We start from the raw sequence: 23765 nt of genomic DNA, 5'->3' as shown, positions 1-23765 counted from the left end.
CCATTATCGCAGTTGCGGGCCCCAGCCCCAATATTGCAGTCGCTCGCCGGAATCGAGGCATGGCACAACGAACTTATTGAGGCATCACCCGATATCCGGCCGGTCACTCAGTGTCACTTCGAGCGGGCGACCCCACGCAATTGGCGCTTGGCGCGTTCGATCACCCCATTGTCGGTGACCACCTCGTAGTACACGCGGCCCGAGCGATCACCCTCGACCAGTCGGTCACCCATCCATAGTGGCAAGGGCGTCTCGCGGATCACCAGCCAGTGACTGTTGCCCTGCAGATCGAGATAACGGCCAACGTGGAAACAGTCCGTGATATTGCCTTCCTTGCGCGCCAGGCGAATGCGGCGCAAGCGCAACTCAGCCCCCAGCTGGTAAAACGCCGCCGCTTCGAGCTCGATGCCGTTGACATTGTAGCGAAGCACCCCGTCGGAATCCTGCTTTCCGTCTTCGTTCTCGCTCAACGGGATGGCCACCACCACGCGCTGGCCCGCATCCAGCTTGCCTTCCAGTTGACGGCGCATCCGCGAATGGCAGGACGAAAGACGATCGGCGCGGTTGATCGCCGGCGAGATCATGATCCGGTGGCCCTCGTCGTAGAGGTAGGTCGGTGCCTCGTTGGAATAGGCGATACCGATGCCCAGCCCCAGCTCGGGCAGGCCCAGCTGGCGGCTCTCCGCATTCTTGGACTCGACCACCTGCAACACCCGCTGCGCCAGGCCACAGGCCCGGGCCACCGCCAGGTGGTCACGCGGCTGGCCTTCGTACTCCATCAACGAGAGGATCACCGCGTCGCCTTCGACGAAAACCTTCTCGGCACCGAAGGCCCGCAGCTCGCGGTTGATGGGATCGTAGAGATTGCGACTGAAATAGGTCGCCGGATTGAGGTTGCGTGCACGCATCTGCGCCGTGATCTCGGTAGAACCCCGCACATCCGCCTTGAGCACCACGTGGCCGATGACCTTGCGCTCTCCCTTGTCGTCCCGTCGCCGGAAATCCTGCAACAGGTTATTGGCCTCGGACATGGAGATCTTCTCGACATCCGACAACAGGCGCAGGCTGTCCAGGCCGGCATACAGCCAGGCGGCGAGCTTCAAGTGGTAGCGATATTCGACCAGTTCGCCGAAAAATCCCGTCAGCATACGCTGCTCGGCATGCCGCCCCGCCAGCTCGACCGCCTTCACACGCTCGTCGATGAGCCGCACGATGGGGCGCGCATCGGAGATGCCGGGCAGGGTCTGCAAGCGCCGAACGAGCTCGCGCGCCCGGATTTCATGTGCCAGGTAGTCATGGACCCAGTCCACCCCACCGCGCACCCCCAGGTTGGGATACACCGACTTGAGCAAAAAGGAAGCCCGGATGTGCGGCATCAGTCCGGCACGCTTCACCCTGGACATCAGCTCGCGCATGCGAGCTCTCTGCACGCCGCTGAACCGCACCCCCTCCCAGGGCCCCGGTTGCGGCCAGGGCTCGACGTCACCACCAAGCAGCTGCACGACACCCCGAGCATTGTCGAACTCGTGGGGCACCAGCAGGGCCAGTTCACCCTGATCGATCAGCAGGAGACAGCGTTTCTGAATCTCGGCATGACCCCGCAGATCGGAATAGCCCAGACAGCCTCCTCCCTCGTCTCCCGACGACTCGCCCGGCAACCCCACCTCGTCGTCGGGCAGCCACTCGGAAAAGGTCTCGAACAGCAGGCGATTGAGCGCCGAGGCAGCAGCATCGTCGCGCAGGATATGCGGGTAGTAGTTGAAAAAGTCTTCCGAGGCGCCCATGCCACACAGCTGGATGAGCGGATTGGCCAGCATGTCGCGCGATACCGGCCAGGACATGCCCATCACGGTCTTGCGCATCTTGCGCAGGCTGGAATCTTCGAGACGCATGAACACGCGCAGCACATCGTGCAGGGTCCGGTAACGGATGGACTGCTCGTTGCGCGCCAGGATCACGACCTTGTCGTGCAGCTTCAGGCTCTGGCCACTGTGCTGCCGAGCCGGCTGGGCACGTGCATCTTCCAGCTCCTGACGCAGGCGAACCAGCTGACCATCCACCTGGGAGATCAGCAGGCGCAGCACCGCCAGCTGGAACAGCTGGATCTCTTCGGGCCGGGCGCGGGCCCGGCATTCTCGCAATACCAGACGGGTATTTTCGGAATAGCAACGCCGAAAGACCTCGATCGCATCCTGGTCTGGCGCCTTGGGTGGCTGTTGCCAGAAATAGCGCTGCACGTCCTCGTTGAGGATGGTGTGCACCATCGCCATGGCGGCATCCACCAGGGCAGAATCCAGCGCCACATCGATATGGGCACTGTCGATGCCGCGCGGGAATCGCTCGAGGCGCAGCCGATGAAATGCCGGCCGGGAAAGGCGCGAGAGAACCGCTCGAACCTTGCCGCCCGGTAACCGGCAAGCAGATCCTTCACGCGACCCGCTCCCGTGGCACAGGCATCCAGGGTGCGCCGAACTCCTCAGCGCCCCAGCAAGGCGGCAATGATGCGGTCTTCCATTTCGGCACGAACGGCGAGCTCCTCCCCCAGCTTGTTCAGATCCTTGTCCAGGGCGTGCAGGTCCAGCGTGTGATCGCTGGCGTCGTACTTGTCGTTGAACTCCACGGCCACCTCGCTGGCCTCGGCGATGCGCGGATACACTTCACGCGCCACTTCAACCACGCGGCTGCGCCGCTCCTTGCCGTTGATGATGCGTTCGTAAATCTCGAAATGGGCGAACGCCGAGTAATCGACCAGGATCTCGCAGAACCGCTGCAGCAGCTGCTCCCGATCATCCTCCTCGCCATCCGCCAGTGGCTGCATGCCTGCCACCTTAGCAGCAACTGCTGGCGTTCCTCGAGCAACTTCTCGACCGTCTCGCGGGTTCCACTGCGGCGTTCGGTAGTCATGGTGTTCACTGTAAATTCTTCCATCCTAGTCTGTTTTCGCGACAGGCCGCCGGCAGCCGCAGGCGAAGGGGGCTTTGTTGGAATGACACTGGGACTAGTTTAACCTCATGGTGGTTCCGAACAAGTCGGGAACAACCCGCACCCCGTTCCCGCCTGAAGTCGAGCGGAAAACCCACGGCAGGCATCGCATGCGGTCACATCCGAAACTACTGATAGTCTGTTTGTCGATCCTCCTCCAGGCCGCTGTGCCCCAGACCCTGGCAGCACGCGGAGGCGGCCTGACCTTCGCCGACATGCTGCGTGGCATGGCGACCGGCCTGGCCCTGCTGGGCCAGGCCGGCTCGGTCGGCACCCCAGCCCTGACCTATCCCCAGGTGCCGGTCTACCCGGTGCCCGTCTATCCGCCGGCCTATCCCTGGCCAGCAACGCCTCCCTATGCAGCTCCCTATGGCAGGGCCTATGGCGCCCCCTGGGGCGCCCCCGCCTGGCCAGCGGCGGATGGCCGGGGGGTTCTCGAGCGCCTGCAAGGCGCCTGGCAGAGCGACAACGGCGGCCTGCTGCTGGTCAAGGACAACCTGGCCCGCCTGTACCTGTCACGCGACCGCTACCAGGACCTCTACCTGCACGCCGATACCCGCTACCTCTGGCTGCGACCCGTCGACACATCGGGCCGCACCGTACGCTATGCCTATCGCGTCCATGGCGACCGCATCGAACTGTACGATCGACGGGGCAACAGCCTGATCCTTCGCCGCTACCGGCCGAAGTCCAGCACGCAACGCAGCGAGCCCTGACCACGATCTGTTGAGCAGATCTGACGCCAGCCGCTACATTCAGTCCATCAGCTGCCTCGGAGTCTGGAAAGGATGAAGTACGCAAAGGTTGCCCTGCTCGGCGGCTCCGGATTCGTTGGACGCCATCTCACCTTCCGCCTGCACAACACCGGCTACCAATGCCGGGTGCTCACTCGCCACGCCTTCCGCCACCCCGAGTTGCGCCTCGGTGGCGAGGTCCGCGAGGTGAACGACTATGCGCTGGAGCAGTTGGTGCCGGCCCTCGAAGGCTGCGACGCCGTGATCAACCTGATCGGCATTCTCAATCCCGACAGGGGGAGCGAGAGCTTCCGCACCGTGCATGTCGAGCTGACCGAGCGCGTGGTCGAGGCCTGCCGACAGGCCGGCGTACACCGTCTGCTGCACATGAGCGCACTGAACGCCGACCAGGCCGCCGGCGGCAGCGAATACCTGCGCACCAAGGGCGAAGGCGAGAACCTCGCCCACACCCTGGGCAAGCCGGACATCGCGGTCACCAGCTTCCAGCCTTCGGTGATCTTCGGGCCCGACGACAACTTCCTCAACCGCTTCGCCCGCCTGCTGAAGATCCCCGGCCCCCTGCCACTGGCCTGCGCCCAGGCACGGTTCGTCCCCGTCTATGTGCTGGATGTGGCCGAGGCCTTTGCACGTGCCCTGCCCGACCGCCACACCTTCGGCCGACGCTACCCCCTGTGCGGTCCCGACATCTACACCCTGGAAGAGATCATACGCCTGATCGCCTACCACACCCACCGCCACAAGGAGATCATCCGCCTGCCCGACGCCCTCGGCCGCCTGCAGGCGGCGATCCTGCAATACGCCCCTGGCAAGCCCTTCACCCCGGACAACTTCCTGTCCCTGCAGACCGACAGCGTCTGCGAGCACAACGGACTGCACGAGCTGGGCATCACCCCCACCCCACTGGCGCCGCTGGCCGAAGAGATCCTGCAACAGCACACCCGCGCCAACTGGTTCAACTGCATGCGCCGCTGGGCGCGCCGCGACCCTCTCACAAGGGAAAGAAGACGGCAGATGCCACACCCTGGATGACGTTCTTGATGCGCCGGTGGGTGCTGTCGGCCACCACCTGGGCAAAGTGATCGTGCAGCGCGATCAGCTTGCCGAACAGGCGCTCGTAGCTGGCGTTGACCTCGCCCCCGGCATCGATGCCGACGCTCAGCAGCAATGCACGCCCGGAGGCGTCCCGCGCCGCACGCAATCGCCAGGCGGCGATCTCGAGATTGCGCGCCAGATGATAGATCTTCTGCGGATCGTACTCGTCGCTCAGAAAGAATTCGTCTTCGCTCCCGTAGGCGGCCACTGCCATGCTGCGCAGCCCGTAGACGAAGGCAGCCACCCTGTCCCCCTCGAAACCCGTGCTCAATGCCAGTTCGACCAGGCGCGCACCACGGCGCTCGTGCCATTGCGCAAGCAATCCTCGCCCCGGCCGTCCCAGGATCTGACGCAAGGCCTCTTCGCGATCCCCCACCCCGCGCCGCAACTGCGCCGGATTGCGCCGGTACAGCTTGTCGGCCAGTTCGCGCAGGTAAGTGCGATGCTGGCGCAGGGTGACCTCGGCGACCAGATCGATGTCGCTCTTGGCAAGGTCCCGCCAACGGAACTCGCGCGCGGCTGGCCCGCCCTCGCGCGGCATGCCCTGGCAGCCGACAAGCGCCAGCAACAGCACCGCCAGTGCCAGGCCGCTGATTATCCTTCCCACAGATTGATGACAAACGGTGCTCATCGCGGCAATCCTGGACCTGCACGCGGTGCCTGATCGAAGCTGGCACTAGAGCATTGCACGCAGATCTCCCATGGCGAAGCCCGACAGTGGCGTCAGTTCGCCGGCGGCAAGACCGATCACCCGGAAACGCTCACCCATGGCCGTCGGCAGAATGAGCTGCTTGGCACCCTGCAACTCACCGATGCGCGCAGGGTCGGCGGCCAGCGCCGCCAGTTCGTGCTCGATCCCGCATCCCAGCAGGAACTGCGCCTGGGTGGTGTAACCCACCAGTTCCATCCCGGCCTCGACACCCGCTTCGGCCACCGCCGAGAAATCCACGCTGGCGGTGATGTCAGCCAGTCCCGGCAGGGCGAAAGGGTCATCGAAGGCACGCTGCCGGAAATGGCAGATCAGGGTGCCCTCGCGGCGTGCCGGGTGGTAGTACTCGCGCTCGCTGTAGCCATAGTCGATCAGCAACAGCGCCCCCTGCGCGAGAAAGCCTGCCACCGCGCGCATCCAGGCCGGCAGGCGCAGGCAGATCTCCGAGGCATAGCCCTCGGGAAAAGGCCCGAGTCGTGCCTCGATACGCGCCAGGGCATCGACCAGACCAGGGGTCTCGGGCGCATCCCACAACGGGCGCAAGGCCCCGTCCTCGATCGTCACGAACTGCTCGGCCCAGCCGTCGGCAGTGCGGCAGAAGCGGCTCACCGGCAGGGCATCGAGCAGTTCGTTGGCGACCACCACGCCGCACCAGCCGGGCTCGGTAAGACGCTCCAGCCAGTGCACCCGCTCGACCAGCCCGGGCACGCGATCGCGCAAGGTCTCGGCCTGGCGCGCGCGCAGCTCGGCGCTCAGCTCCATGATGAGGTAACGCTCGGGCAGGGCATCGCGCGCCGCCAGGGCGGCCAGTATCTCGGCGGCCATCACCCCCGAGCCGGCGCCGAACTCCAGCACCTCGCCACCGGTCATCGCCAGCACCTCGGCGATTTGCGCGGCCAGGGCACGGGAAAACAGTGGCGAGATCTCGGGAGCGGTGACGAAGTCACCCGCTGCGCCGAACTTGCGCGCACCATTGACGTAGTAGCCCGCACCCGGCGCATACAGCGCCAGCTCCATGTAGCGATCAAAGGGGATGCGCCCGCCCGCCCCGGTGATCGCCTCGCCGATGCAGGCACGGGTCTGTTCGAGCTGCGCCTGCTCGGCGCTGTTCAGTTCGGGAATTGCCACGTATGCTCCGCCGGATGGCCGTGATTCACGGGACGCATTATCACCGAATCGGGCGGAGGCACGAGACCATGTTCGACAACCCGTATCGACTCGACGGCAAGGTGGCACTGATCACCGGCGCGGCAGCGCGCATCGGCGCCGAGATCGCGCGCCAGCTGCACGGCCTGGGCTGCGAGGTGATTTTGCACTACCGCCGCTCGGCAGACCGTGCCCGGCAGCTCGCCGACACCCTGAATGCGGAACGCGCCGACTCCGCACACCTGGTACAGGCCGACCTCGCCGACATGGAGGCCATTGCGCCACTGGCCGAGCATGCGCTCTCGATCCGCGACCGACTCGACATCCTGGTCAACAACGCCTCCAGCTACTACCCCACCCCCATCGGCAGCGTCACCCAGGCCCAGTGGGAAGACCTTTTCGCCAGCAACGCCCGCGCACCCTTCTTCCTGGCCCAGGCACTGGCCCCGGCGCTGCGTGAGCGCCACGGCTGTATCGTCAACCTGGTGGACATCCATGCCGAACGACCGAATGCCGACCATCCGGTGTACTCCATGGCCAAGGCGGCCAACGCCATGATGGTCAAGGCGCTGGCCCGCGACCTGGCCCCCGAGGTACGTGTCAACGGCGTGGCCCCCGGCGCAGCGCTCTGGCCCGAGCACTACTTCGACGACGCCGACCGCCTGACCATCCTCGAACGCATCCCCCTCGGCCGCCCGGCCGGGGCCGAAGAGATCGCACGCGCGGTGCTGTTCATGATCGCCGGCACCGACTACGTCACCGGACAGATCCTCGCCGTGGACGGCGGTCGCAGCGTGCAGCAATAGCCCGCAGGAGCGGCGTCCCCGCCGCGAAGGATTCGGCCCGGGGACGGGCCTCCTGCCGGGCGGCGCTGCCCGCCCTGGATACGCTGCGGCTGGAGCTTGCCCTCACAAACCCAGCGGCACCACCCGCAGGGCATCGCGCCCGGGACCTTCGAAGTCGGCCCACAGCTCGGCATAGGTACGGCCCAGCACCGGGTGGCGCTCATCGCCGGCCACGTCGACCAGGGGCTTGAGCACGAAGGCATAGCGGGTGATCTCGTCGCGCGGCAGCGGCTTGCCGCCGGTGGCGTCGCGCTGATCGCCGTAGGTGAGCGCGTCGATATCCAGGGTGCGCGCAGAGAACTTGCCGGCATCACGACGGCGGCCGTTGGCGTCCTCGATGGCGCGCAGCTCGGCATGCAGTGCTTCGGGCGGGAGATCGGTATCGAAGCCGGCCACCAGGTTGTAGAAGGGATCACCGTCGAAGCCTTCGGCCGGGGTCTCGTACACCGGCGAAAGGGTCAGGTCGCCGAAGCGCGCGCGCAGGGCCTCGACCGCGGCACGCACGTGGCGCTCGCGCTCGATGTTGCTGCCGATGCTGACCCAGACCCGCGGCATCAGTCGCGGTGCCCGCGCTCGATGATCACACCCACGTCGGTGGCCCCGCGCACCGCGCCCTTCTTGTTCAGGCTCAGGCGCAGCCAGGGCACACCGAATTCCTGCATGACGATGGCGGCACAGCGCTCGGCCAGGGTCTCGACCAGCTGGAACTCGCTCTCGCTCACGAACTGGATCAGGCGCTTGGCCACCGCCTTGTAGTTGAGGGTATCCTCGATGCGCTCGCTGGCCGCGGCGCGGGAGATATCGGTGCCCATCTCCAGACCGAGGATCACGGTCTGGCGGGTACGCCGTTCCCAGTCGTAGATGCCGATGATGGTGTCGATGCGCAAGCCGCGCAGGTAGACGATATCCATGGATGCTTCCGCTCGCTGCTCGGGGCCGCAAGATTACCACCATTGTGTCGCCGCCTCGTCCCCGTTCGTGGTAAAAATCCGCCCCGTGACCCCCTGTTCCGGAGCACCGCATGCCCGAATACCTGATCGTCCTCGCCGCCTACCTGCTGGGTTCGGTCTCCAGCGCCATCCTGGTCTGCCGCCTGATGGGCCTGCCCGATCCGCGTGGCCAGGGCTCGGGCAACCCGGGAGCGACCAACGTGTTGCGTATCGGCGGCAAGAAGGCCGCGGCCATCACCTTGCTGGGCGACTCGCTCAAGGGCCTGCTGCCGATGCTGGTGGTGCACTGGCTGGTGGTCTCGCCCCTGGCGCTGGCACTGACCGGGCTGGCCGCCTTTCTCGGCCACCTCTACCCGGTGTTCTTCGGCTTTCGCGGCGGCAAGGGCGTGGCCACCGCGCTGGGCGTGCAGTTCGGCCTGTACTGGCCAATCGGCCTGAGCATCGCGGCAACCTGGCTGTTCGTGGCCAAGGTGCTGCGCATCTCCTCGCTGGCCGCACTGATCTCGCAGGGACTGGCTCCCGTGATCGTCTGGTGGTTCTGGCCTGCGCCGGAGCTGATCGTCATGCAGACCTTCATCACCCTGCTGCTGTTCTGGCGCCACCGCAGCAACATCCGCAAACTGCTCTCGGGCGAAGAGGCCCGCATCGGCAGCTGAATACGGATATTCACCACGCACGGCCTCGAGGTGTCACACCGCGTCGAGTTCGGTCATGGACCAGCGCGGACGGATGTCGAAGCCCGGCCCTTCGTGCTGGCCAGCGCGCAGGCGCTCCCAGCCGGCATAGGCGATCATGGCGCCGTTGTCGGTGCACAGCTCCGGACGCGGATACCAGGCGCGGGCACCGCGCGCCGCCGTCATGGCATCCATGGCCGCGCGCAGGCGCCGGTTGGCGCTGACACCGCCGGCGAGCACCAGGTCGTTTACTTCGGCCAGCTCGAGCGCGCGCCGGCACTTGATGAGCAGGGTGTCGACCACCGCGTCCTCGAAGGCGCGCGCGATGTCGGCGCGCAGGCACTCGCGGGCGGCGGCATCGAGCCCGGCGCCTTCCTGTTGCCAGGTGGTCAGCGCAAAGGTCTTGAGCCCGGAGAAGCTGAAGTCCAGCCCCGGCCGGTCGGTCATGGGCCGCGGAAAACGAAAGCGATCGGGATCGCCCTGCTCGGCCAGGGCCGCCAGCGCGGGGCCACCCGGATAGCCCAACCCCAGCAGTTTGGCGGTCTTGTCGAAGGCCTCCCCGGCGGCATCGTCCACGGACTCGCCGAGCAGGTGGTAGCGTCCGATGCCTTCGACTCGCACCAGCTGGGTATGCCCCCCCGAGACCAGCAGGGCGACGAAAGGAAAATCCGGGTGTTCGGCCTCGAAAAGCGGGGCGAGCAGGTGACCTTCCATGTGGTGCACGCCGATCGCCGGCACGCCCCAGGCGGTCGCCAGGCTGCGCCCGAAGGCCGCGCCCACCAGCAGGGCGCCGGCCAGACCCGGCCCGGCGGTATAGGCCACCCCGTCGATGTCACTGCCGGACAGGCCGGCCTGCTCGAGCAACTGGCGCACCATGGGGGCCAGCTTGCGTACATGATCGCGCGAGGCCAGCTCCGGCACCACGCCGCCGTAGTCGGCGTGCAGCGCGACCTGGCTGTAGACAGCGTGCGCCAGCAGGCCCTGTTCACCGTCGTAGAGGGCCACGCCGGTCTCGTCGCAGGAGGTCTCGATACCCAGTACCCGCATGCGGATTTCCTTTTGCAATTCTCGTGGTCGCGCAGTAGAATCCTGCGCCTTTCCGCCCGCCCGCAATGCTGCGCGGTGGCGGTCAGGTGTTCAGTCTAACGGGTCTGGAGCCCAGAGGAAGCCATGCCACACGTCCGTGTAAAAGAGAACGAACCCTTCGAAGTCGCCCTGCGCCGCTTCAAGCGCTCCTGCGAGAAGGCCGGTATCCTGGCCGAAGTACGTCGCCGCGAGTACTACGAAAAGCCCACCTGGGAGCGCAAGCGCAAGGCCGCTGCCGCCGTCAAGCGCTGGCAGAAGAAGCTGGCGCGCGAGGCACGTCGCTTCGAGCGCCCGTACTGATCGCCCGCGCCATGTCGCTGAAGGCCCGCATCCAGGACGACATGAAGTCCGCCATGAAGGCGGGCGACAAGGCGCGTCTGGGCGTCATCCGTCTGATCCTCGCCGCGATCAAGCAGCGCGAGGTGGACGAGCGCATCGAGCTCGACGACGAGCAGGTGCTGGCGGTACTGGACAAGATGGTCAAGCAGCGCCGCGATTCCATCCGCCAGTACACCGATGCCGGCCGCGACGAACTGGCCGCCGCCGAGCAGGCCGAGGTGGCGATCATCCAGGACTACCTGCCCGCCGCCCTCTCGGAAGAGGAGATCGCGGCCATCGTCGAACAGGCCATCGCCGAAACCGGCGCCAGCTCGATGAAGGACATGGGCAAGGTCATGGGCAAGGTCAAGCCACAAGTGCAGGGCCGCGCCGACATGGGCCAGGTGAGTGCCCTGGTCAAGCAGAAACTGGGCTGAGGACATCTCGCCACCCTCGGCCTCTGGCTGCTAGTCTTCGCCCATGGCCGGCAAGATCCCGCAGCAGTTCATCGACGAGCTCCTCAGCCGCACCGACATCGTCGAGCTGATCAACCAGCGCGTGCCGCTGAAGAAGGCCGGGCGCGAGTACCAGGCCTGCTGCCCCTTCCACACCGAGAAGACCCCCTCTTTCACCGTCAGCCCCGCCAAGCAGTTCTACCATTGCTTCGGTTGCGGCGCGCACGGCACCGCCATTGGCTTCCTGATGGAATACGAGCGCCTCAGCTTCCCCGAGGCGGTCGAGGAACTGGCCGCCAGGCAGGGCCTGGAGATCCCGCGCGAGATCACCTTCGAGCAGGGTCCGGATCACCGTCCGCTGTACGCACTGCTCGAGCAGGTCGACGCCTTCTACCGCGAGCAACTGCACGCCCATCCCGACTCCAGGCGCGCCCGCGACTACCTGGCCGGTCGCGGCCTCAGCGAACAGGTGATCGAGACCTTCGACATCGGCTTCGCACCTCCAGGCTGGGACAATGTGCTGGCGCGCTTCGGCAAGAACGACCAGTCCCGCCGCCAGCTGGCCGAGGCCGGGCTGACCACCACCAACGAGAAAGGCCGGACCTACGACCGCCTGCGCGAGCGCATCATCTTCCCCATACACGACGGGCGCGGACGGGTGATCGGCTTCGGTGGCCGCCTGCTGGGCGATGGCAAGCCCAAGTATCTCAACTCGCCCGAAACCCCGATCTTCCACAAGGGTCGCGAGCTCTACGGCCTGTACCAGGCACGCCAGGCACACCGCCAGCTCGAGCGCATCCTGGTCGTCGAGGGCTACATGGACGTGGTGGCGCTGGCGCAGTACGAAATCCGCAACGCGGTGGCCACCCTGGGCACCGCCACCACCGCCGAGCACCTGAACAAGCTCTACCGCGCCTGCAACGAGGTGGTGTTCTGCTTCGACGGCGACCGCGCCGGGCGCGCCGCCGCCTGGAAAGCACTGGAGACCGCCCTGCCACTGATGAAGGACGGCCGCCAGGCACGCTTCCTGTTCCTGCCCGAGGGCGAGGACCCGGACACCCTGGTGCGCAAGATCGGCCGCCAGGCCTTCCTCGACGAGGTCGCACGCGCCCAGCCGCTGTCGGAGTTCCTGTTCGCACGGCTCGAGACGCAGACCGACATGGGCAGCATCGACGGCCGTGCGCGCCTGGCCGAGCTGGCGCGCCCGCTGCTGGCGAAACTGCCGACCGGCACCTTCCGCGCCATGATGGAGCAGGCGCTGACCGAACGGGTGGGCGTGCACGTCGCCGTGCCGGTCAGCGAGGCCACCCCACCGCCGCCACGCCCACGCCCCACGCGTGGCCACAAACCGGGCGGCATGCCGCCCATGCGTCGCGCCATCGCCCTGCTGTTGCAGCACCCCGAAGCGGCCCGGGCCGAGTTGCCCGAGGGCTGGGAAACCCTGCAGACGCCCGGCATCGAGGTCCTGCGCGAACTGCTCGAGCGCATCCGCGCCCACCCCGACACCCACAGCGCCGCGCTGGTCGAGGCCACCGCCGACGAGCGTCTGCGTGGCATCCTCGCGCAACTCGCCGTGGCCGAACTGGCAGTGCAGGACGACGCCGCCGAACAACTGGCCGGGATCCTGCGCCGGCTGATCGAAAAACAACGCGCGGAACAACGCGAGGCACTCTTGAAATCGGCCAGCCTTTCCACCATGTCGGAAGAGGAAAAACAACGACTTAGGGAACTCTACCGGCGCCCCTGAGTCTCACCACCAGGGCCCATCGATATAGCGAAAATAACGCGTATGTGCTATAGTCCGGCGCATTAGCCGTCACACACAGGTTGAATCAACCTCCTGAGGACTTCCATGAACCAGGAACAGCAGGAACAGAGCAGCATTCGAGACCTGATTGCCAAGGGCAAGGAACAGGGCTACCTGACCTATGCCGAGGTCAACGACCACCTGCCCGATTCGATCGTCGACCCCGAGCAGATCGAGGACATCGTTCGCATCATCAATGACATGGGCATCTCGGTGTACGAGACCCCGCCGGAGGCCGACGAGGCAACGTTGAGCGACGCCGCCGTATCCACCGACGACGACGCCGCCGAGGCCGCTGCTGCCGCGCTCGCCTCGGTGGACAGCGAGTTCGGCCGCACCACTGACCCGGTGCGCATGTACATGCGCGAGATGGGCACCGTCGAGCTGCTCACCCGCGAGGGCGAGCTGCGCATCGCCAAGCGCATCGAGGACGGCCTCAACCAGGTCGGCTACGCCATTGACACCTTCCCGTCGGCGGTCGCCCATCTGCTCCAGCGTTTCGAGGACGTGAAGAACGAAGAGGCCCGTCTGGCCGACGTGGTGGCCGGCTTCAAGCTGCCCGACGTGGGCGACGAGCCGCCCGTGCCGCAGGAAAAGAGCGACGACGACGTCGAGGACACCGGCATCGACCTCAACGAGGTCGAGGACAAGCGCAAGGCACTGGAAAAGGCCTACAAGGCCTGGACTCGCGTGCTCGCCAAGGAAGGCAACAGCGACAAGGCACGCAAGGGCGCAGAGAAGTGCGCTGAATGCGTCATGGAATTTCGCCTGGCGCCCCCGCTGTTCAACGAGCTGACCGGCATGCTGCGTGACATCGTCAACCAGATCCGCGAGCACGAACGTGCCGTGCTGGGGCTGTGCGTGAACGAGGCAGGCATGCCGCGCAAGCACTTCATCACCAGCTTCCCCAAGAACGAAACCAACCTCGACTGGCTGGCCGAGCAGCGCAAGCTCAAGGAGCCCTGGGCGGCCAAGCTCGAACCCCTGGCCGAGGAGATCGAACGCGCCCAGCGCAAGCTGGCCGAGATCGAGCAGCACTGCCAGCTGAGCATCTCCGATATCAAGGAGACCAACCGCCGCATGTCCATCGGCGAGGCCAAGGCACGGCGCGCCAAGAAGGAGATGGTGGAGGCCAACCTGCGCCTGGTGATCTCCATCGCCAAGAAGTACACCAACCGCGGACTGCAGTTCCTCGACCTCATCCAGGAAGGCAATATCGGCCTGATGAAGGCGGTGGACAAGTTCGAATACCGTCGCGGCTACAAGTTCTCGACCTATGCCACCTGGTGGATCCGCCAGGCCATCACCCGCTCCATTGCGGACCAGGCGCGCACCATCCGCATCCCGGTGCACATGATCGAGACCATCAACAAGCTCAATCGCATCTCGCGGCAGATGATCCAGGAGATGGGACGGGAGCCTACCCCCGAGGAGCTGGCCGAACGCATGGACATGCCCGAAGACAAGGTGCGCAAGGTGCTCAAGATCGCCAAGGAGCCGATCTCCATGGAGACGCCCATCGGCGACGACGAGGATTCACACCTGGGCGACTTCATCGAGGACCAGCAGGCCGTCTCGCCGGTCGAGGCCGCCACCATGGAAAACCTGCGCGAGGCCACCCAGAACATGCTCGCCGGGCTCACCGCGCGCGAGGCGAAGGTACTGCGCATGCGCTTCGGCATCGACATGAACACCGACCATACCCTCGAGGAGGTCGGCAAGCAGTTCGACGTGACCCGGGAGCGCATCCGCCAGATCGAGGCCAAGGCCCTGCGCAAGCTGCGTCACCCGACCCGCTCGGAAAAGCTGCGCTCCTTCCTCGACCTCGACGGCGAGTGAGGATCGAGCAACCGACGGGGACGTCGGGCCGGGGCCCGACCGGGGCCACCTCGGCCACGATCTGCCCCGTGCTTCTGCTATCATCCCGCAACCGACAACCGGGCCTATAGCTCAGCGGTTAGAGCAGGAGACTCATAATCTCTTGGTCCCAGGTTCGAATCCTGGTGGGCCCACCACCTTGACCTCACTCCCAAGCCCGTGATTCAGCGGGCTTTTTCGTGCCAGTTCATGCCACCACCCTGCACGAACGGCTCAGCGGGAGAAAATGGCAGTGAATGCCACGCCACCCCAAGCCCTGCAGCTCAGCAAAAAGCATCACGCCATGGTTCATGCGCTGCTGGCGCGCCATCTTCCCGGCATCGAAGTCTGGGCCTATGGCTCCCGCGCCAAGGGCACCGCCAAGCCCTGGTCGGATCTGGATCTGGTGGTCTTTGCCGACCCCACGCAGAAAAATGCGTCAGCCGAGCTTCGGGAAGCCTTCGAAGAGAGCGACCTGCCATTTCGGGTCGATCTCTTCGTCTAGGACGAAATACCGGAAACATTCATGGCGTCCCCGGCAATCGCAGCAACCGTTCACTGCGCCAGATGCACACAATGCGAACCTGGCCCGGATCGTGCCGATAGACGATACGAAAAGGAGGCTGGATCAACTCCCTCAGAAAAGGCTGGTCGAACTCAGGCACGATTCGACCCAACTCAGGATGCGCTCCGAGCGCCTCGATCCGCTGGAAGATCTCGACGATCAACCTTTCACCGACCTCGGGAACACCTTGTTCGGCATACCAGAACCGGATCTCCTCCAGATCGGCAACCGCTGACCCCGCAAGGCGGATAGTGGCTTCACCCAATGGCGTCACTCCGAAGCCGACAGCCCGAGCCGGCGCTTTGCCTCTTCCAGGGACAGCTCCCGCCCAGCATCGAGATCAGCAAGGCCGGCTACCACCGCCCGCATGAACTCTCGCTCTTCCTCTGCGGCCTCATAATCTGCAACCGATTGTACTACAGCCACCCCGCGCCCACGGCTTGTCAGGAGTACTGGCCGGTGCGTCTCAACGGCATGCCGAACCACCTTACCCGGATTGACCTTCAAATCGGTCATCGGCACGACGTCTTCGGAAAATTTGATACTCATTGACCACCTCTATCAGCTCGCCAATATGGTGCTGATTATAGTACCGGATAACAGCACCTGATAAAGGAACCGGGTATTCCCGAGGCGCCCAACAGCTCCAAACCGATCTTTCGCCTGGCCCATGAAAACCGCACCCTGGTCGGATCTGGATCTGGTGGTCTTTGCCGGCCCCGCGCAGAAAAATGTGGTGGCCGAGCTTCGGGAAGCCTTCGAAGAGAACGAGCTGCCGTTTCGGGTCGATCTCTTCACCGGAAACCTTCAGGGAAAACATCCGCAAGGGACGCATTGTCCTGACCAGAGGAACCGTGGAGCATGAGCAGCGGTGACAAGATTCGCCGGTGGCAGCGGCCAAAAACCGCCGCCTCGCCCCGACCAAAAGGACCCTGCAACCTGCCCGCAATGGCTGGAGCCCGCCGTTTGTTGATTCACGCCGGTGGGCAAGCGGTTCTTGCTGATTGACAGGCTGTTGAAACCCTCCCGGATTTCTGCAAAATGGACTTGGTTTAAGAAGCACGGATTGGATTGCCGACGCGAAGCCCCGGCATACAAGCCAGAGGCGCTGTTCAGCACGGCAAGCCCGCAGCGGCGGGGGCATTGGCGTAGAAATCCAGGCTATTTCAACAGCCTGTCGGAAACTATTGGTGGACTGCAGATGTTTGGTTTTGGAAAGGGAAAAAAGACGGGCCTTTATCCGGCGAAAGTCCGTTTGGATGAACGTTTCATTGAAACGCCAAATGACATCAAGCAGGACGATTCTGATCTGACCGAAGCCGAGGCTTTGAGAGTTGCTTGTAAAGAATCTGAAAAACCGCCTCAAGACCCTTCAAGAAGAGATATTATGAAAAAAGCGGCAGGTATTGCTGCTGCAGCCATGATACCTGGGCTTTATGGCAAAGATGCCAAAGCTATGAATCGTGAAGATATGCCACCAGGTATTGCTAATGCAAGAGAATGGAAGGGAAACTTTGGAGTAAGAGATGCATATTATAATATTAAAAATGAATATACCACTTGCGGATGGAGGAGTAGAGAAAATACTATTTTTGATATGCTTAATTTTAAAGGCTGCATCGCAGTTGATAAATCCGTGGCAATGGTAGAGCCGGCATTTTGGTATTTGGTGGCGGAAACCAATATGATGGGCAAAAATATGAGGTTTCTAAATAGTGAAGTTAAAAAGAAATCGCCACGTAATTTTTATTTTGGTATCGGTATTAGAGATTTTTTTGGATATTGGAAACATCATAATAGACTTACTTCTTTTTCAAGTGTTGAAGAAGAATTTCTAAACTCGATTTTTTCTGCTGCCGGCTATGAAAATTATCAAGACCTGACCGATCGATATCAAAAGTACGGGACGAGTCTAGAGACCAAAAAAGAACTAATCAAGGAGGCGTATAAAAAACTGGCCAGCCTGAAGCACCCTGAAAAAATGTCCAAGGACCCGGATAATACTTATAATCGATGGGTGGCTGCGCTTTGGAGTGCCACTTGGCTTGTGAATCATTACTTTTTCAAAAAGAGAAAGGATGAAGGATATATGGTTCATAATGACTTAGAGATGCCTATTATAATAAATTTAACTAGATTTAAAGTTAGAGGCCCTCCTAAATATGGCTCAATAGGAAATGCTTAATGAAATTTAATAAATTGTGGTATTGTCCAAAGCCCCTCTCAGCATCGCGTGCAGGCATGTCAAGGAGGGCGATGTTTGGGCCATTCATTTGGTTCTTCGTCGATCTACAGGGGGGGAGGGCAATCCGCTATCTCGGGTTTCTCACAGGATCTACTGAAGACGGATCGGATTTCGCTCCCGCTGACGGCACTGCCCGGCTTGTTCCAGCCTACTGGCATTTCGCCGGTTCACTACAGGCCTCGCCCTCGCTGTGCCCCACCACCAGGGCCTCCACCCAGCTCGCGTACCAGAAGGGTTCCTCCTGGATACGTGGCAGGGCCTCTTCGGCGGCCTGACGGGCGCGTTGGTCGCCGCTCCGCAGACTCAACCGCAGCACCACCGCGGCGGCGGCCGGCAAGGCCCCATCCTGGATCACCGGTGATTCCCCCATGCCCGGCAGGTCGGGATGCTCGGCCAGGCGCCAGCCACGCGGCGCATGAAAGCGTTGCCAGGCCTGTTCGAGCAGCTCGTCGCGCCAGGCCGCCAGTTGCGAATCGGGCCGCACGGTAAGCAGCCGATCCAGCCCCTCGGCCACATAGGCATAGTCGGACAGGCCGGCCGCGCCCACGGGGCGGTCGCCATCACGGGCACGCCACAACGCCCCCTGCCGCCACAGGCGTTCACGCAGGCGATGCGCCAGCGCCACGGCCGCCTCGACCAGATCCTCGCGCTGCAGTCGTTTGTCCGCCATCGCCAGACTGCCGATCATCAGGCCGTTCCAGCCCGCCACCGCCTTGGTGTCGGCCGGCAGGTCCCGCTGGTCGCGTGCAGCCAGCAGGCGCTGGCGGATTCGCTTCAGGCGCTGTTTCAGCTTCGCGGGTGTCTGCTTCATGTCCTTCGCCAAGGCCTCTACCGTTTCCCCCTTTCTCGGCAGCCACCCCCCATCCATCGAAGGAGCACCGCTCATCGCCCAGTAACGTCGCGCCAATTCCAGGTCCTTGCCCTTGAGCAGATGTTTCAGTTCGTCCTCGTGCCAGAGATAACTGCCGCCCTCCTCGCCGGCCTCGTCGGTCGCCGAGAAGCTGGCGATGAACAGGCCCTGTGGGCCGCGCATGCGCTCGCGCACAAAGTCCAGGGTCTCGGCAGCGATGTCCGCGTAGTCCTGTCGATCGAAGCGCTCGGCCGCCAGCAGGTAGACCCGTGCCAGCAGCGCCTGGGTATAGAGCATCTTCTCGAAATGCGGCACCTGCCAGGACGGATCGACGGTATAGCGGTAGAAGCCGCCGGCGAGGTGATCGCGCAGGCCCTGATCCTTCATCTGGTCGAGGGTAAGCTGCAACCAGGCATCGAGCGGCCTGTGCTTCCTGCCGTGCAACAGGCGCAGGGTGGCCTCGAGCTGCGGCATCATGGGAAACTTGTTCTGCTCACCGAAGCCACCCTCCAGCGGATCGGCCAGGGCCAGCACCTGGTGCAGGAAGCGGGTACGCAAGGTCGCCGGGGACACCGGCTGGGGCAGCTTGCCTACCGGGTCGGCGGTCAGTTCCAGCAGGGCCTGACGCGCCAGTTGACGCAGACGGGATGGATCGTCCCGCCAGGCGCCGGCCAGGCGGGCGATCACCTGCGCGAACTGTTTGGATGGCAGATAGCTCATACCCACCAGGGGGTAGCCCTCGGGCGTCAGAAACACGTTCAGCGGCCAAGCCGGCACGCCCGGTGGTGCGTTCGGTGTAGTCGATCAGATAGGCATCGAGCGCTGGATGCAGTTCACGATCCACCTTGATCGGAATGAAGTGCGCATTGAGAAAGGCGGCGATCTCGGGATTGCGGTAGCTCTCCTTCTGCATCACATGGCACCAGTAGCACGAGAAGTAGCCGCTGGAGATGAACAGCAGCTTCCCCTCCTGCTGCGCCTGCTCGAGCAGCTTCGGATTCCAGTCCTGCCAGGCGACCGGGTCCTGGCCGTGCATGGCGAGATAGGGCGAAGGATGACCGGCCAGCCGGTTCTGCAATGCCGCGGCGGGCAGCGCCAGGATCAGCAGCAGGAGAAAGGGGATGTGCATGGGAGGCTCCGCGTCGAGGATACCGGACAAGGATACAGCCTCCGGATGGCAGCGGGGGTTCAGCCGGCCCCCTCCCGACCTTACCCCTCAAGCGGTCGCCACTCAGCTGTCGAGCTGTTCGAGGATGTTGCGCGCGACGCGGACCTGCAACTCGTTGCCTTCGGCCAGTACCTCGTAGAGCAGGCTGCGGGCCTCGGCGTAGCGCTCTTCCTCGCGCAGGCGCATCATCCGTTCGAGCTTTTCGTCCACCGCATCGGGTACGAAAGGCTCGGGTTCGGAAGAGTCGGTATTCTCCTGCGGCTCCTCGTCGTCTTCGTCATCCTCGTCTTCCATGGCATCCAGCTCGGCCTCCATCTCCTCGTCGGTGAGCGGACGATAGGCATCCTCCTCGTCTGCCGTATCCGCGACGGATGCCGCCATTCCGCCCCCCGCAGCCGCCATGGCCGGCTCGGTCTCTATGCTGTCTTCCTTCTCCTCCTCACGCCCACGCACTACCAGGCGCGAGAGGAACACCCCCAGCTCGAACAGCATCCACATGGGCACCGCCAGCAGGGTCTGGGAGATGACATCGGGCGGGGTAAGCAGCATGCCGATGACGAAGGCACCGACCACTACATAGGGGCGTTTGCCCGCCAGCTGGTCGGGAGTCGTCATGCCGGCGAGTACCAGCAGGATGGTGGCCACCGGCACCTGGAAGGCCAGACCGAAGGCAAAGAACAGGGTGAGTACGAAATCGAGATATTCGCTGATGTCGGTCATCACCAGCACGCCCTCGGGCGCGGTGCTGGTGAGAAAGGCGAATATCAGCGGAAACACCACCACATAGGCGAACACAGCCCCCAGATAGAACAGCGCGATGCTCGAGGCCAGCAGCGGCAGGGCGAGGCGCTTCTCGTGCTGATAGAGGCCCGGTGCAATGAAGGACCAGAGCTGGTAGAGCAGGTAAGGCATGCCCAGGAACACCGCCGCCACCAGCGACAGCTTGAACGGCGTGAGGAAGGGCGAGGCCACCTTGGTGGCGATCATGGAAGTGCCTTCGGGCAACACCCGCATCAGCGGGTCGGCGATGAAGGTATAGATATCGTTGCCGAAGGGGAACAGCGCCAGCAACAGGATCAGCACCGCCAGCAGCGAGCGCATCAGGCGGTCACGCAGCTCCAGCAGGTGCGCCATGAAGGGCTGTTCGGGGAGGGTATCGCTCATCCCTTGGCCTTGTCCTTCTGCGCCACACCGGCATCGGGTGCGACGTCGGCATCCTTGCCGATCCCGTCGAGTTCCTTGCGGGTGTCCTCTATGATCTCGTGCACCGACCCGGCCAGGTTCTGTTCCTCGAGCAGGCGCTTGTATTCCTCGGCCTGGATCTCGCGATCGATGTCGTCCTTGACGCTGCGCACCAGGCGGCGCGCACGCCCCACCCACATACCGGCAGTGCGCGCCACTTTCGGCAGACGCTCGGGACCGACCACCAGCAGCGCCACCACGCCGATCAGCACCAGCTCGAAGAATCCAACATCCTGGAACATGGTCGGGATCGCTTACGACTTGTTCTTGTCTTCTTCCTTGACTGCCTCGCCTTCGATCACCTTTTTCTCGGCTTCCAGCTTCTGCGGCTCCTCGGGCTTGCTCTCGCTGTCACTCACCGCCTTCTTGAAGCCCTTGACCGCGTTGCCCAGATCGCTGCCCAGGTTGCGCAGCCGCTTGGTACCGAACAGCAGCAATACGATCACCAGGATGATCAACAATTGCCAGATACTGATTCCGCCCAGACCCATATGCCTTCTCCTCGTGTTGGGGGTGTCTGAACCTTCAGACGCCTCGATTGCCCAGAAATTTCATTGCTCGTCGCGCGCGGCCTTCTCTTCGAGCCCCGACAGCCCGAAACGACGCTGCAGCTCCTCCAGCACAGCGTCCGGCCCCAGCCCCTGCTGCGCCAGCAGTACTAGGGTATGGAACCACAAGTCAGCCACTTCGTAGACGAGTTTCTCCGGCACCCCGTCCTTGGCCGCCATCACCGTCTCGGTGGCCTCTTCGCCGATCTTCTTGAGAATGGCATCCAACCCCTTGTGGTACAGCCGCGCCACATAGGAGCTGTCGGGATCGGCCTGCTTGCGTACCTTGAGCACCGCGGCCAGTTCGTAGAGAATATCGCTCACAAACGCACCTCCACACCGTGCTCGGCCATGTAGCGCTTGGCCTCGCCGATGCTGAATTCGCCGAAATGGAAGATCGAAGCGGCCAGCACCGCATCCGCGCCGCCCATCTCGATGCCATCGACCAGGTGCTGCAATTCGCCCACCCCACCGGAAGCGATCACCGGGATGGGCACCGCCTCGGCCACCGCACGGGTCAGCTCGTTGTCGAAACCGATCCGGGTGCCGTCACGATCCATGCTGGTGAGCAGGATCTCACCGGCGCCGTAGTCGGCCATGCGGCGCGCCCATTCCACCGCGTCGATCCCCGTGGGCTTGCGCCCGCCGTGCGTGAAGATCTCCCAGTGATCGCCCGCCCGCTTGGCATCGATGGCCACTACGACACACTGGGAGCCGAAACGTTCTGTGACCTCGCGCACAAATTCGGGATTTTTAACCGCCGCGGAGTTGATCGCCACCTTGTCGGCGCCGGCGTGCAGCATGGTGAGCACATCCTCGGGCTTGCGGATGCCACCGCCCACGGTGAGCGGGATGAACACCTCCGAGGCCACCTGCTCGACCACGTGCACCAGGGTCTCCCGGTTGTCCGAGGTGGCGGTGATGTCGAGGAAGGTGATCTCGTCGGCGCCTTCCTCGTTGTAGCGACGGGCGACTTCCACCGGATCGCCGGCGTCGCGAATGTCCACGAACTGCACGCCCTTGACCACGCGACCGGCGTCCACGTCAAGGCAGGGAATGATGCGCTTGGCCAGTCCCATCTCAGACCCCGCTCAGCTCGTCGGCCAGACGCTGCCCCTCGGCGAGGTCCAGCGTACCCTCATAGATGGCTCGCCCGGTGATGGCTCCCAGGATGTTGTCGGTGGGCGCCGCGCACAGGGCGCGTATGTCATCCAGGTCGGTGATGCCACCGGAAGCGACCACCGGGATGCCGATGGCCTCGGCCAGGGCCGTGGTGGCCTCGACGTTGACCCCCTGCATCATGCCGTCGCGGCCGATATCGGTATAGACGATGGCCGAAACGCCGGCATCCTCGAAACGCCGCGCCAGGTCGATCACCCGGTATTCGGTCAGCTCGGCCCAGCCATTGATCGCCACCTGGCCGTCCCTTGCATCCAGCCCGACGATGACATGCCCCGGAAAGGCCCGACAGGCGCGACCCACGAAATCGGGGCCCTTCACCGCCTGGGTGCCGATGATGCAGAAATCCACACCGATCTCCAGGTAGGCCTCGATGGTGGCCTCGTCGCGGATGCCGCCGCCGACCTGGATGGGCGTGTCGGGATGGGCACGACAGATCGCAGCGATGGCCTCGCCGTTGACCGGCTCGCCGGCGAAGGCGCCGTTGAGATCGACCAGGTGCAAGCGGCGCCCGCCGGCGGCCACCCAGCGATCGGCCATGGCCACCGGATTGTCGGAGAACACGGTGTCGTCTTCCATGCGTCCCTGGCGCAGGCGCACGCACTTTCCGTCCTTCAGGTCGATGGCGGGGATCAGCAGCATCAGGGCCTCCACTCGACGAAATTCTTGAGCAGGCGCAGCCCCATCTCCGCACTCTTCTCGGGATGGAACTGGCAGGCAAACAGGTTGTCGCGCGCGATCGCCGAGGTGAAGCGCACCCCGTAGTCGGTGGTCGCCGCTACCAGACTCGGGTCCTCGGGTACCACGCGGTAGCTGTGCACGAAGTAGAAGCGCGCATGATCGGGAATACCCGCCCACAAGGGGTGCTCACGGCGCTGCTCCACCGGACTCCAGCCCATGTGCGGGATCTTCAGCGGCAGGCCACGATCGTCGCGCGCCAGACCGTCGAAACGCTTCACCCGTCCCATGAACAGGCCCAGCAGCTCGGTCCCGCCATTCTCTTCGGACCACTCCATCAACACCTGCAGGCCCATGCAGATACCGAGAAAGGGTTTGCGCTGTGCGGCGTCCAGCACTGCCTCGTTGAGGTGGCGCCCGCCGATGGCGGCCATGCAGTCACGCGCCGCGCCCTGCCCCGGAAATACCACCCGGTCGGCACGCGCAATCCAGTCCGCATCGTTGGTGACCCGCACCTCGGCATCGTCGGCAACGTGCTCGATGGCCTTGGACACCGAGCGCAGATTGCCCATACCGTAGTCGATGACCGCGATCTTCTGGCTCATGCGGGGCTC

Annotated in this window: 28 protein-coding genes, 1 tRNA gene and 1 pseudogene; 12 read left to right on the top strand and 18 right to left on the bottom strand. The window is 64.1% G+C overall.

All coding sequences use genetic code 11. The annotated features are described in order from the left end of the window. Nucleotides 1-113: 113 nt before the first annotated feature. Both EBS_RS02810 and EBS_RS02805 read right to left on the bottom strand, forming a co-directional pair. Nucleotides 114-2303, bottom strand: a complete 2190-nt coding sequence (locus EBS_RS02810) for a nucleotidyl cyclase domain-containing protein (protein ID WP_043107210.1) — start codon at nt 2301-2303, stop codon at nt 114-116. A 173-nt stretch (nt 2304-2476) separates the two neighbouring features. Next, nucleotides 2477-2818, bottom strand: coding sequence for an Rsd/AlgQ family anti-sigma factor (locus tag EBS_RS02805; protein WP_231892835.1), 342 nt, complete (start codon nt 2816-2818; stop codon nt 2477-2479). Nucleotides 2819-3125: 307 nt separating this feature from the next. Between EBS_RS02805 and EBS_RS02800 the strand changes: the two genes are divergently transcribed. After that, a complete protein-coding gene (locus EBS_RS02800) occupies nt 3126-3698 on the top strand; it encodes a hypothetical protein (RefSeq protein ID WP_043107208.1) in 573 nt (190 codons plus the stop codon). A 72-nt stretch (nt 3699-3770) separates the two neighbouring features. Then, nucleotides 3771-4766, top strand: a complete 996-nt coding sequence (locus EBS_RS02795; protein WP_052199233.1) for a complex I NDUFA9 subunit family protein — start codon at nt 3771-3773, stop codon at nt 4764-4766. Here EBS_RS02795 and EBS_RS02790 read toward each other — a convergent pair. Both EBS_RS02790 and EBS_RS02785 read right to left on the bottom strand, forming a co-directional pair. Next, nucleotides 4726-5436 (bottom strand): hypothetical protein, encoded by a 711-nt coding sequence (locus EBS_RS02790; protein WP_148307622.1) that lies wholly within the window; start codon nt 5434-5436, stop codon nt 4726-4728. The two genes, EBS_RS02795 and EBS_RS02790, sit on opposite strands and share 41 nt — an antisense overlap. A 69-nt stretch (nt 5437-5505) precedes the next feature. Beyond that, on the bottom strand, nt 5506-6666 hold the full coding sequence (locus EBS_RS02785; RefSeq protein WP_148307621.1) for a class I SAM-dependent methyltransferase: 1161 nt from the start codon (nt 6664-6666) through the stop codon (nt 5506-5508). A gap of 68 nt (nt 6667-6734) precedes the next feature. On the opposite strand from EBS_RS02785, the gene EBS_RS02780 reads away from it, so the two are divergent. Beyond that, complete coding sequence (locus EBS_RS02780) at nt 6735-7490, top strand: pteridine reductase (protein ID WP_043107205.1); 756 nt, start codon at nt 6735-6737, stop codon at nt 7488-7490. A 102-nt stretch (nt 7491-7592) separates the two neighbouring features. On the opposite strand, the gene folK is transcribed toward EBS_RS02780, so the two are convergent. Together folK and folB are read right to left on the bottom strand one after the other, a co-directional pair. After that, nucleotides 7593-8084 (bottom strand): 2-amino-4-hydroxy-6-hydroxymethyldihydropteridine diphosphokinase, encoded by a 492-nt coding sequence (folK, locus tag EBS_RS02775; RefSeq protein WP_043107204.1) that lies wholly within the window; start codon nt 8082-8084, stop codon nt 7593-7595. Beyond that, nucleotides 8084-8440, bottom strand: coding sequence for a dihydroneopterin aldolase (gene folB, locus EBS_RS02770; RefSeq protein WP_043107202.1), 357 nt, complete (start codon nt 8438-8440; stop codon nt 8084-8086). The genes folK and folB overlap by 1 nt, the downstream gene beginning before the upstream one ends. A gap of 110 nt (nt 8441-8550) precedes the next feature. On the opposite strand from folB, the gene plsY reads away from it, so the two are divergent. Next, a complete protein-coding gene (gene plsY / locus EBS_RS02765) occupies nt 8551-9135 on the top strand; it encodes a glycerol-3-phosphate 1-O-acyltransferase PlsY (RefSeq protein WP_043107201.1) in 585 nt (194 codons plus the stop codon). A 33-nt stretch (nt 9136-9168) separates the two neighbouring features. Here the strand turns inward: plsY and tsaD are convergent, their stop codons facing one another. Further along, nucleotides 9169-10200 (bottom strand): tRNA (adenosine(37)-N6)-threonylcarbamoyltransferase complex transferase subunit TsaD, encoded by a 1032-nt coding sequence (tsaD, locus tag EBS_RS02760; protein ID WP_043107200.1) that lies wholly within the window; start codon nt 10198-10200, stop codon nt 9169-9171. Between the two features lie 123 nt (nt 10201-10323). Here tsaD and rpsU point away from each other — a divergent pair, with 123 nt between their 5' ends. From rpsU to EBS_RS02730, 6 genes are all read left to right on the top strand, one after another. Continuing rightward, nucleotides 10324-10539, top strand: coding sequence for a 30S ribosomal protein S21 (rpsU, locus tag EBS_RS02755; RefSeq protein ID WP_043107199.1), 216 nt, complete (start codon nt 10324-10326; stop codon nt 10537-10539). An 11-nt stretch (nt 10540-10550) separates the two neighbouring features. After that, on the top strand, nt 10551-10994 hold the full coding sequence (locus tag EBS_RS02750) for a GatB/YqeY domain-containing protein (protein WP_043107198.1): 444 nt from the start codon (nt 10551-10553) through the stop codon (nt 10992-10994). A gap of 43 nt (nt 10995-11037) precedes the next feature. After that, a complete protein-coding gene (gene dnaG / locus EBS_RS02745; protein WP_043107197.1) occupies nt 11038-12759 on the top strand; it encodes a DNA primase in 1722 nt (573 codons plus the stop codon). A gap of 105 nt (nt 12760-12864) precedes the next feature. Beyond that, nucleotides 12865-14658 carry an RNA polymerase sigma factor RpoD gene (rpoD, locus tag EBS_RS02740; RefSeq protein WP_043107196.1) on the top strand — a complete coding sequence of 598 codons (1794 nt, stop codon included), beginning with the start codon at nt 12865-12867 and terminating at the stop codon, nt 14656-14658. Nucleotides 14659-14758: 100 nt separating this feature from the next. Further along, nucleotides 14759-14834, top strand: a tRNA-Ile gene (locus tag EBS_RS02735). 89 nt (nt 14835-14923) lie between these two features. Further along, entirely contained in the window at nt 14924-15181 is a 258-nt protein-coding gene (locus tag EBS_RS02730; RefSeq protein WP_052199231.1) for a nucleotidyltransferase domain-containing protein, read from the top strand. A gap of 19 nt (nt 15182-15200) precedes the next feature. On the opposite strand, the gene EBS_RS13420 is transcribed toward EBS_RS02730, so the two are convergent. After that, nucleotides 15201-15506, bottom strand: coding sequence for a type II toxin-antitoxin system RelE/ParE family toxin (locus EBS_RS13420; protein WP_081999979.1), 306 nt, complete (start codon nt 15504-15506; stop codon nt 15201-15203). A 5-nt stretch (nt 15507-15511) separates the two neighbouring features. Continuing rightward, nucleotides 15512-15790, bottom strand: coding sequence for a type II toxin-antitoxin system Phd/YefM family antitoxin (locus EBS_RS02725; protein WP_043107195.1), 279 nt, complete (start codon nt 15788-15790; stop codon nt 15512-15514). A gap of 121 nt (nt 15791-15911) precedes the next feature. On the opposite strand from EBS_RS02725, the gene EBS_RS13830 reads away from it, so the two are divergent. Together EBS_RS13830 and EBS_RS13825 are read left to right on the top strand one after the other, a co-directional pair. Further along, nucleotides 15912-16106 carry a nucleotidyltransferase family protein gene (locus tag EBS_RS13830; RefSeq protein ID WP_148307620.1) on the top strand — a complete coding sequence of 65 codons (195 nt, stop codon included), beginning with the start codon at nt 15912-15914 and terminating at the stop codon, nt 16104-16106. Between the two features lie 132 nt (nt 16107-16238). Further along, the gene (locus EBS_RS13825) at nt 16239-17426 is read left to right on the top strand and encodes a hypothetical protein (protein WP_148307619.1); all 1188 of its coding nucleotides are present in this window, start codon (nt 16239-16241) and stop codon (nt 17424-17426) included. Between the two features lie 208 nt (nt 17427-17634). Here EBS_RS13825 and EBS_RS02720 read toward each other — a convergent pair whose 3' ends face one another. The 9 genes and pseudogenes from EBS_RS02720 to hisH form a co-directional block, all read right to left on the bottom strand. Then, nucleotides 17635-19113, bottom strand: a complete 1479-nt coding sequence (locus EBS_RS02720) for a thioredoxin domain-containing protein (RefSeq protein ID WP_052199230.1) — start codon at nt 19111-19113, stop codon at nt 17635-17637. A 55-nt stretch (nt 19114-19168) separates the two neighbouring features. Beyond that, nucleotides 19169-19372 (bottom strand): annotated as a pseudogene (locus tag EBS_RS14930) (DUF255 domain-containing protein); the annotation flags it as partial. Between the two features lie 195 nt (nt 19373-19567). Beyond that, nucleotides 19568-20668 (bottom strand): twin-arginine translocase subunit TatC, encoded by a 1101-nt coding sequence (gene tatC / locus EBS_RS02715; protein ID WP_043107194.1) that lies wholly within the window; start codon nt 20666-20668, stop codon nt 19568-19570. Continuing rightward, nucleotides 20665-20988 carry a Sec-independent protein translocase protein TatB gene (gene tatB, locus EBS_RS02710; protein ID WP_043107193.1) on the bottom strand — a complete coding sequence of 108 codons (324 nt, stop codon included), beginning with the start codon at nt 20986-20988 and terminating at the stop codon, nt 20665-20667. The genes tatC and tatB overlap by 4 nt, the downstream gene beginning before the upstream one ends. A 12-nt stretch (nt 20989-21000) precedes the next feature. Further along, entirely contained in the window at nt 21001-21237 is a 237-nt protein-coding gene (gene tatA, locus EBS_RS02705; protein ID WP_043107192.1) for a Sec-independent protein translocase subunit TatA, read from the bottom strand. 60 nt (nt 21238-21297) lie between these two features. Further along, nucleotides 21298-21618, bottom strand: a complete 321-nt coding sequence (locus EBS_RS02700) for a phosphoribosyl-ATP diphosphatase (RefSeq protein WP_043107191.1) — start codon at nt 21616-21618, stop codon at nt 21298-21300. Continuing rightward, complete coding sequence (gene hisF, locus EBS_RS02695) at nt 21615-22373, bottom strand: imidazole glycerol phosphate synthase subunit HisF (protein WP_043107190.1); 759 nt, start codon at nt 22371-22373, stop codon at nt 21615-21617. The genes EBS_RS02700 and hisF overlap by 4 nt, the downstream gene beginning before the upstream one ends. A gap of 1 nt (nt 22374) precedes the next feature. After that, nucleotides 22375-23115 carry a 1-(5-phosphoribosyl)-5-[(5-phosphoribosylamino)methylideneamino]imidazole-4-carboxamide isomerase gene (hisA, locus tag EBS_RS02690; protein ID WP_043109111.1) on the bottom strand — a complete coding sequence of 247 codons (741 nt, stop codon included), beginning with the start codon at nt 23113-23115 and terminating at the stop codon, nt 22375-22377. Further along, entirely contained in the window at nt 23115-23756 is a 642-nt protein-coding gene (gene hisH, locus EBS_RS02685) for an imidazole glycerol phosphate synthase subunit HisH (RefSeq protein WP_043107189.1), read from the bottom strand. Before hisH ends, hisA begins: the two co-directional genes overlap by 1 nt. Nucleotides 23757-23765 lie beyond the last annotated feature (9 nt).

The sequence above is a fragment of the endosymbiont of unidentified scaly snail isolate Monju genome (genome assembly GCF_000801295.1).
Classification (GTDB): domain Bacteria; phylum Pseudomonadota; class Gammaproteobacteria; order Chromatiales; family Chromatiaceae; genus MONJU.
This window is presented reverse-complemented; position numbering and strand designations above follow the sequence as displayed.

Coding starts and splice junctions, on each gene's coding strand:
- hisA (WP_043109111.1), bottom strand. CDS start 23,115: ATGCTGCTGATCCCCGCCATCGACCTGAAGGACGGAAAGTGCGTGCGC.
- rpoD (WP_043107196.1), top strand. CDS start 12,865: ATGAACCAGGAACAGCAGGAACAGAGCAGCATTCGAGACCTGATTGCC.
- EBS_RS02795 (WP_052199233.1), top strand. CDS start 3,771: ATGAAGTACGCAAAGGTTGCCCTGCTCGGCGGCTCCGGATTCGTTGGA.
- folK (WP_043107204.1), bottom strand. CDS start 8,084: ATGCCGCGGGTCTGGGTCAGCATCGGCAGCAACATCGAGCGCGAGCGC.
- EBS_RS02805 (WP_231892835.1), bottom strand. CDS start 2,818: ATGCAGCCACTGGCGGATGGCGAGGAGGATGATCGGGAGCAGCTGCTG.
- dnaG (WP_043107197.1), top strand. CDS start 11,038: ATGGCCGGCAAGATCCCGCAGCAGTTCATCGACGAGCTCCTCAGCCGC.
- tatC (WP_043107194.1), bottom strand. CDS start 20,668: ATGAGCGATACCCTCCCCGAACAGCCCTTCATGGCGCACCTGCTGGAG.
- EBS_RS02750 (WP_043107198.1), top strand. CDS start 10,551: ATGTCGCTGAAGGCCCGCATCCAGGACGACATGAAGTCCGCCATGAAG.
- rpsU (WP_043107199.1), top strand. CDS start 10,324: ATGCCACACGTCCGTGTAAAAGAGAACGAACCCTTCGAAGTCGCCCTG.
- EBS_RS13830 (WP_148307620.1), top strand. CDS start 15,912: ATGAAAACCGCACCCTGGTCGGATCTGGATCTGGTGGTCTTTGCCGGC.
- EBS_RS02725 (WP_043107195.1), bottom strand. CDS start 15,790: ATGAGTATCAAATTTTCCGAAGACGTCGTGCCGATGACCGATTTGAAG.
- tatA (WP_043107192.1), bottom strand. CDS start 21,237: ATGGGTCTGGGCGGAATCAGTATCTGGCAATTGTTGATCATCCTGGTG.
- hisF (WP_043107190.1), bottom strand. CDS start 22,373: ATGGGACTGGCCAAGCGCATCATTCCCTGCCTTGACGTGGACGCCGGT.
- tatB (WP_043107193.1), bottom strand. CDS start 20,988: ATGTTCCAGGATGTTGGATTCTTCGAGCTGGTGCTGATCGGCGTGGTG.
- hisH (WP_043107189.1), bottom strand. CDS start 23,756: ATGAGCCAGAAGATCGCGGTCATCGACTACGGTATGGGCAATCTGCGC.
- tsaD (WP_043107200.1), bottom strand. CDS start 10,200: ATGCGGGTACTGGGTATCGAGACCTCCTGCGACGAGACCGGCGTGGCC.
- plsY (WP_043107201.1), top strand. CDS start 8,551: ATGCCCGAATACCTGATCGTCCTCGCCGCCTACCTGCTGGGTTCGGTC.
- EBS_RS02780 (WP_043107205.1), top strand. CDS start 6,735: ATGTTCGACAACCCGTATCGACTCGACGGCAAGGTGGCACTGATCACC.
- folB (WP_043107202.1), bottom strand. CDS start 8,440: ATGGATATCGTCTACCTGCGCGGCTTGCGCATCGACACCATCATCGGC.
- EBS_RS02730 (WP_052199231.1), top strand. CDS start 14,924: ATGGCAGTGAATGCCACGCCACCCCAAGCCCTGCAGCTCAGCAAAAAG.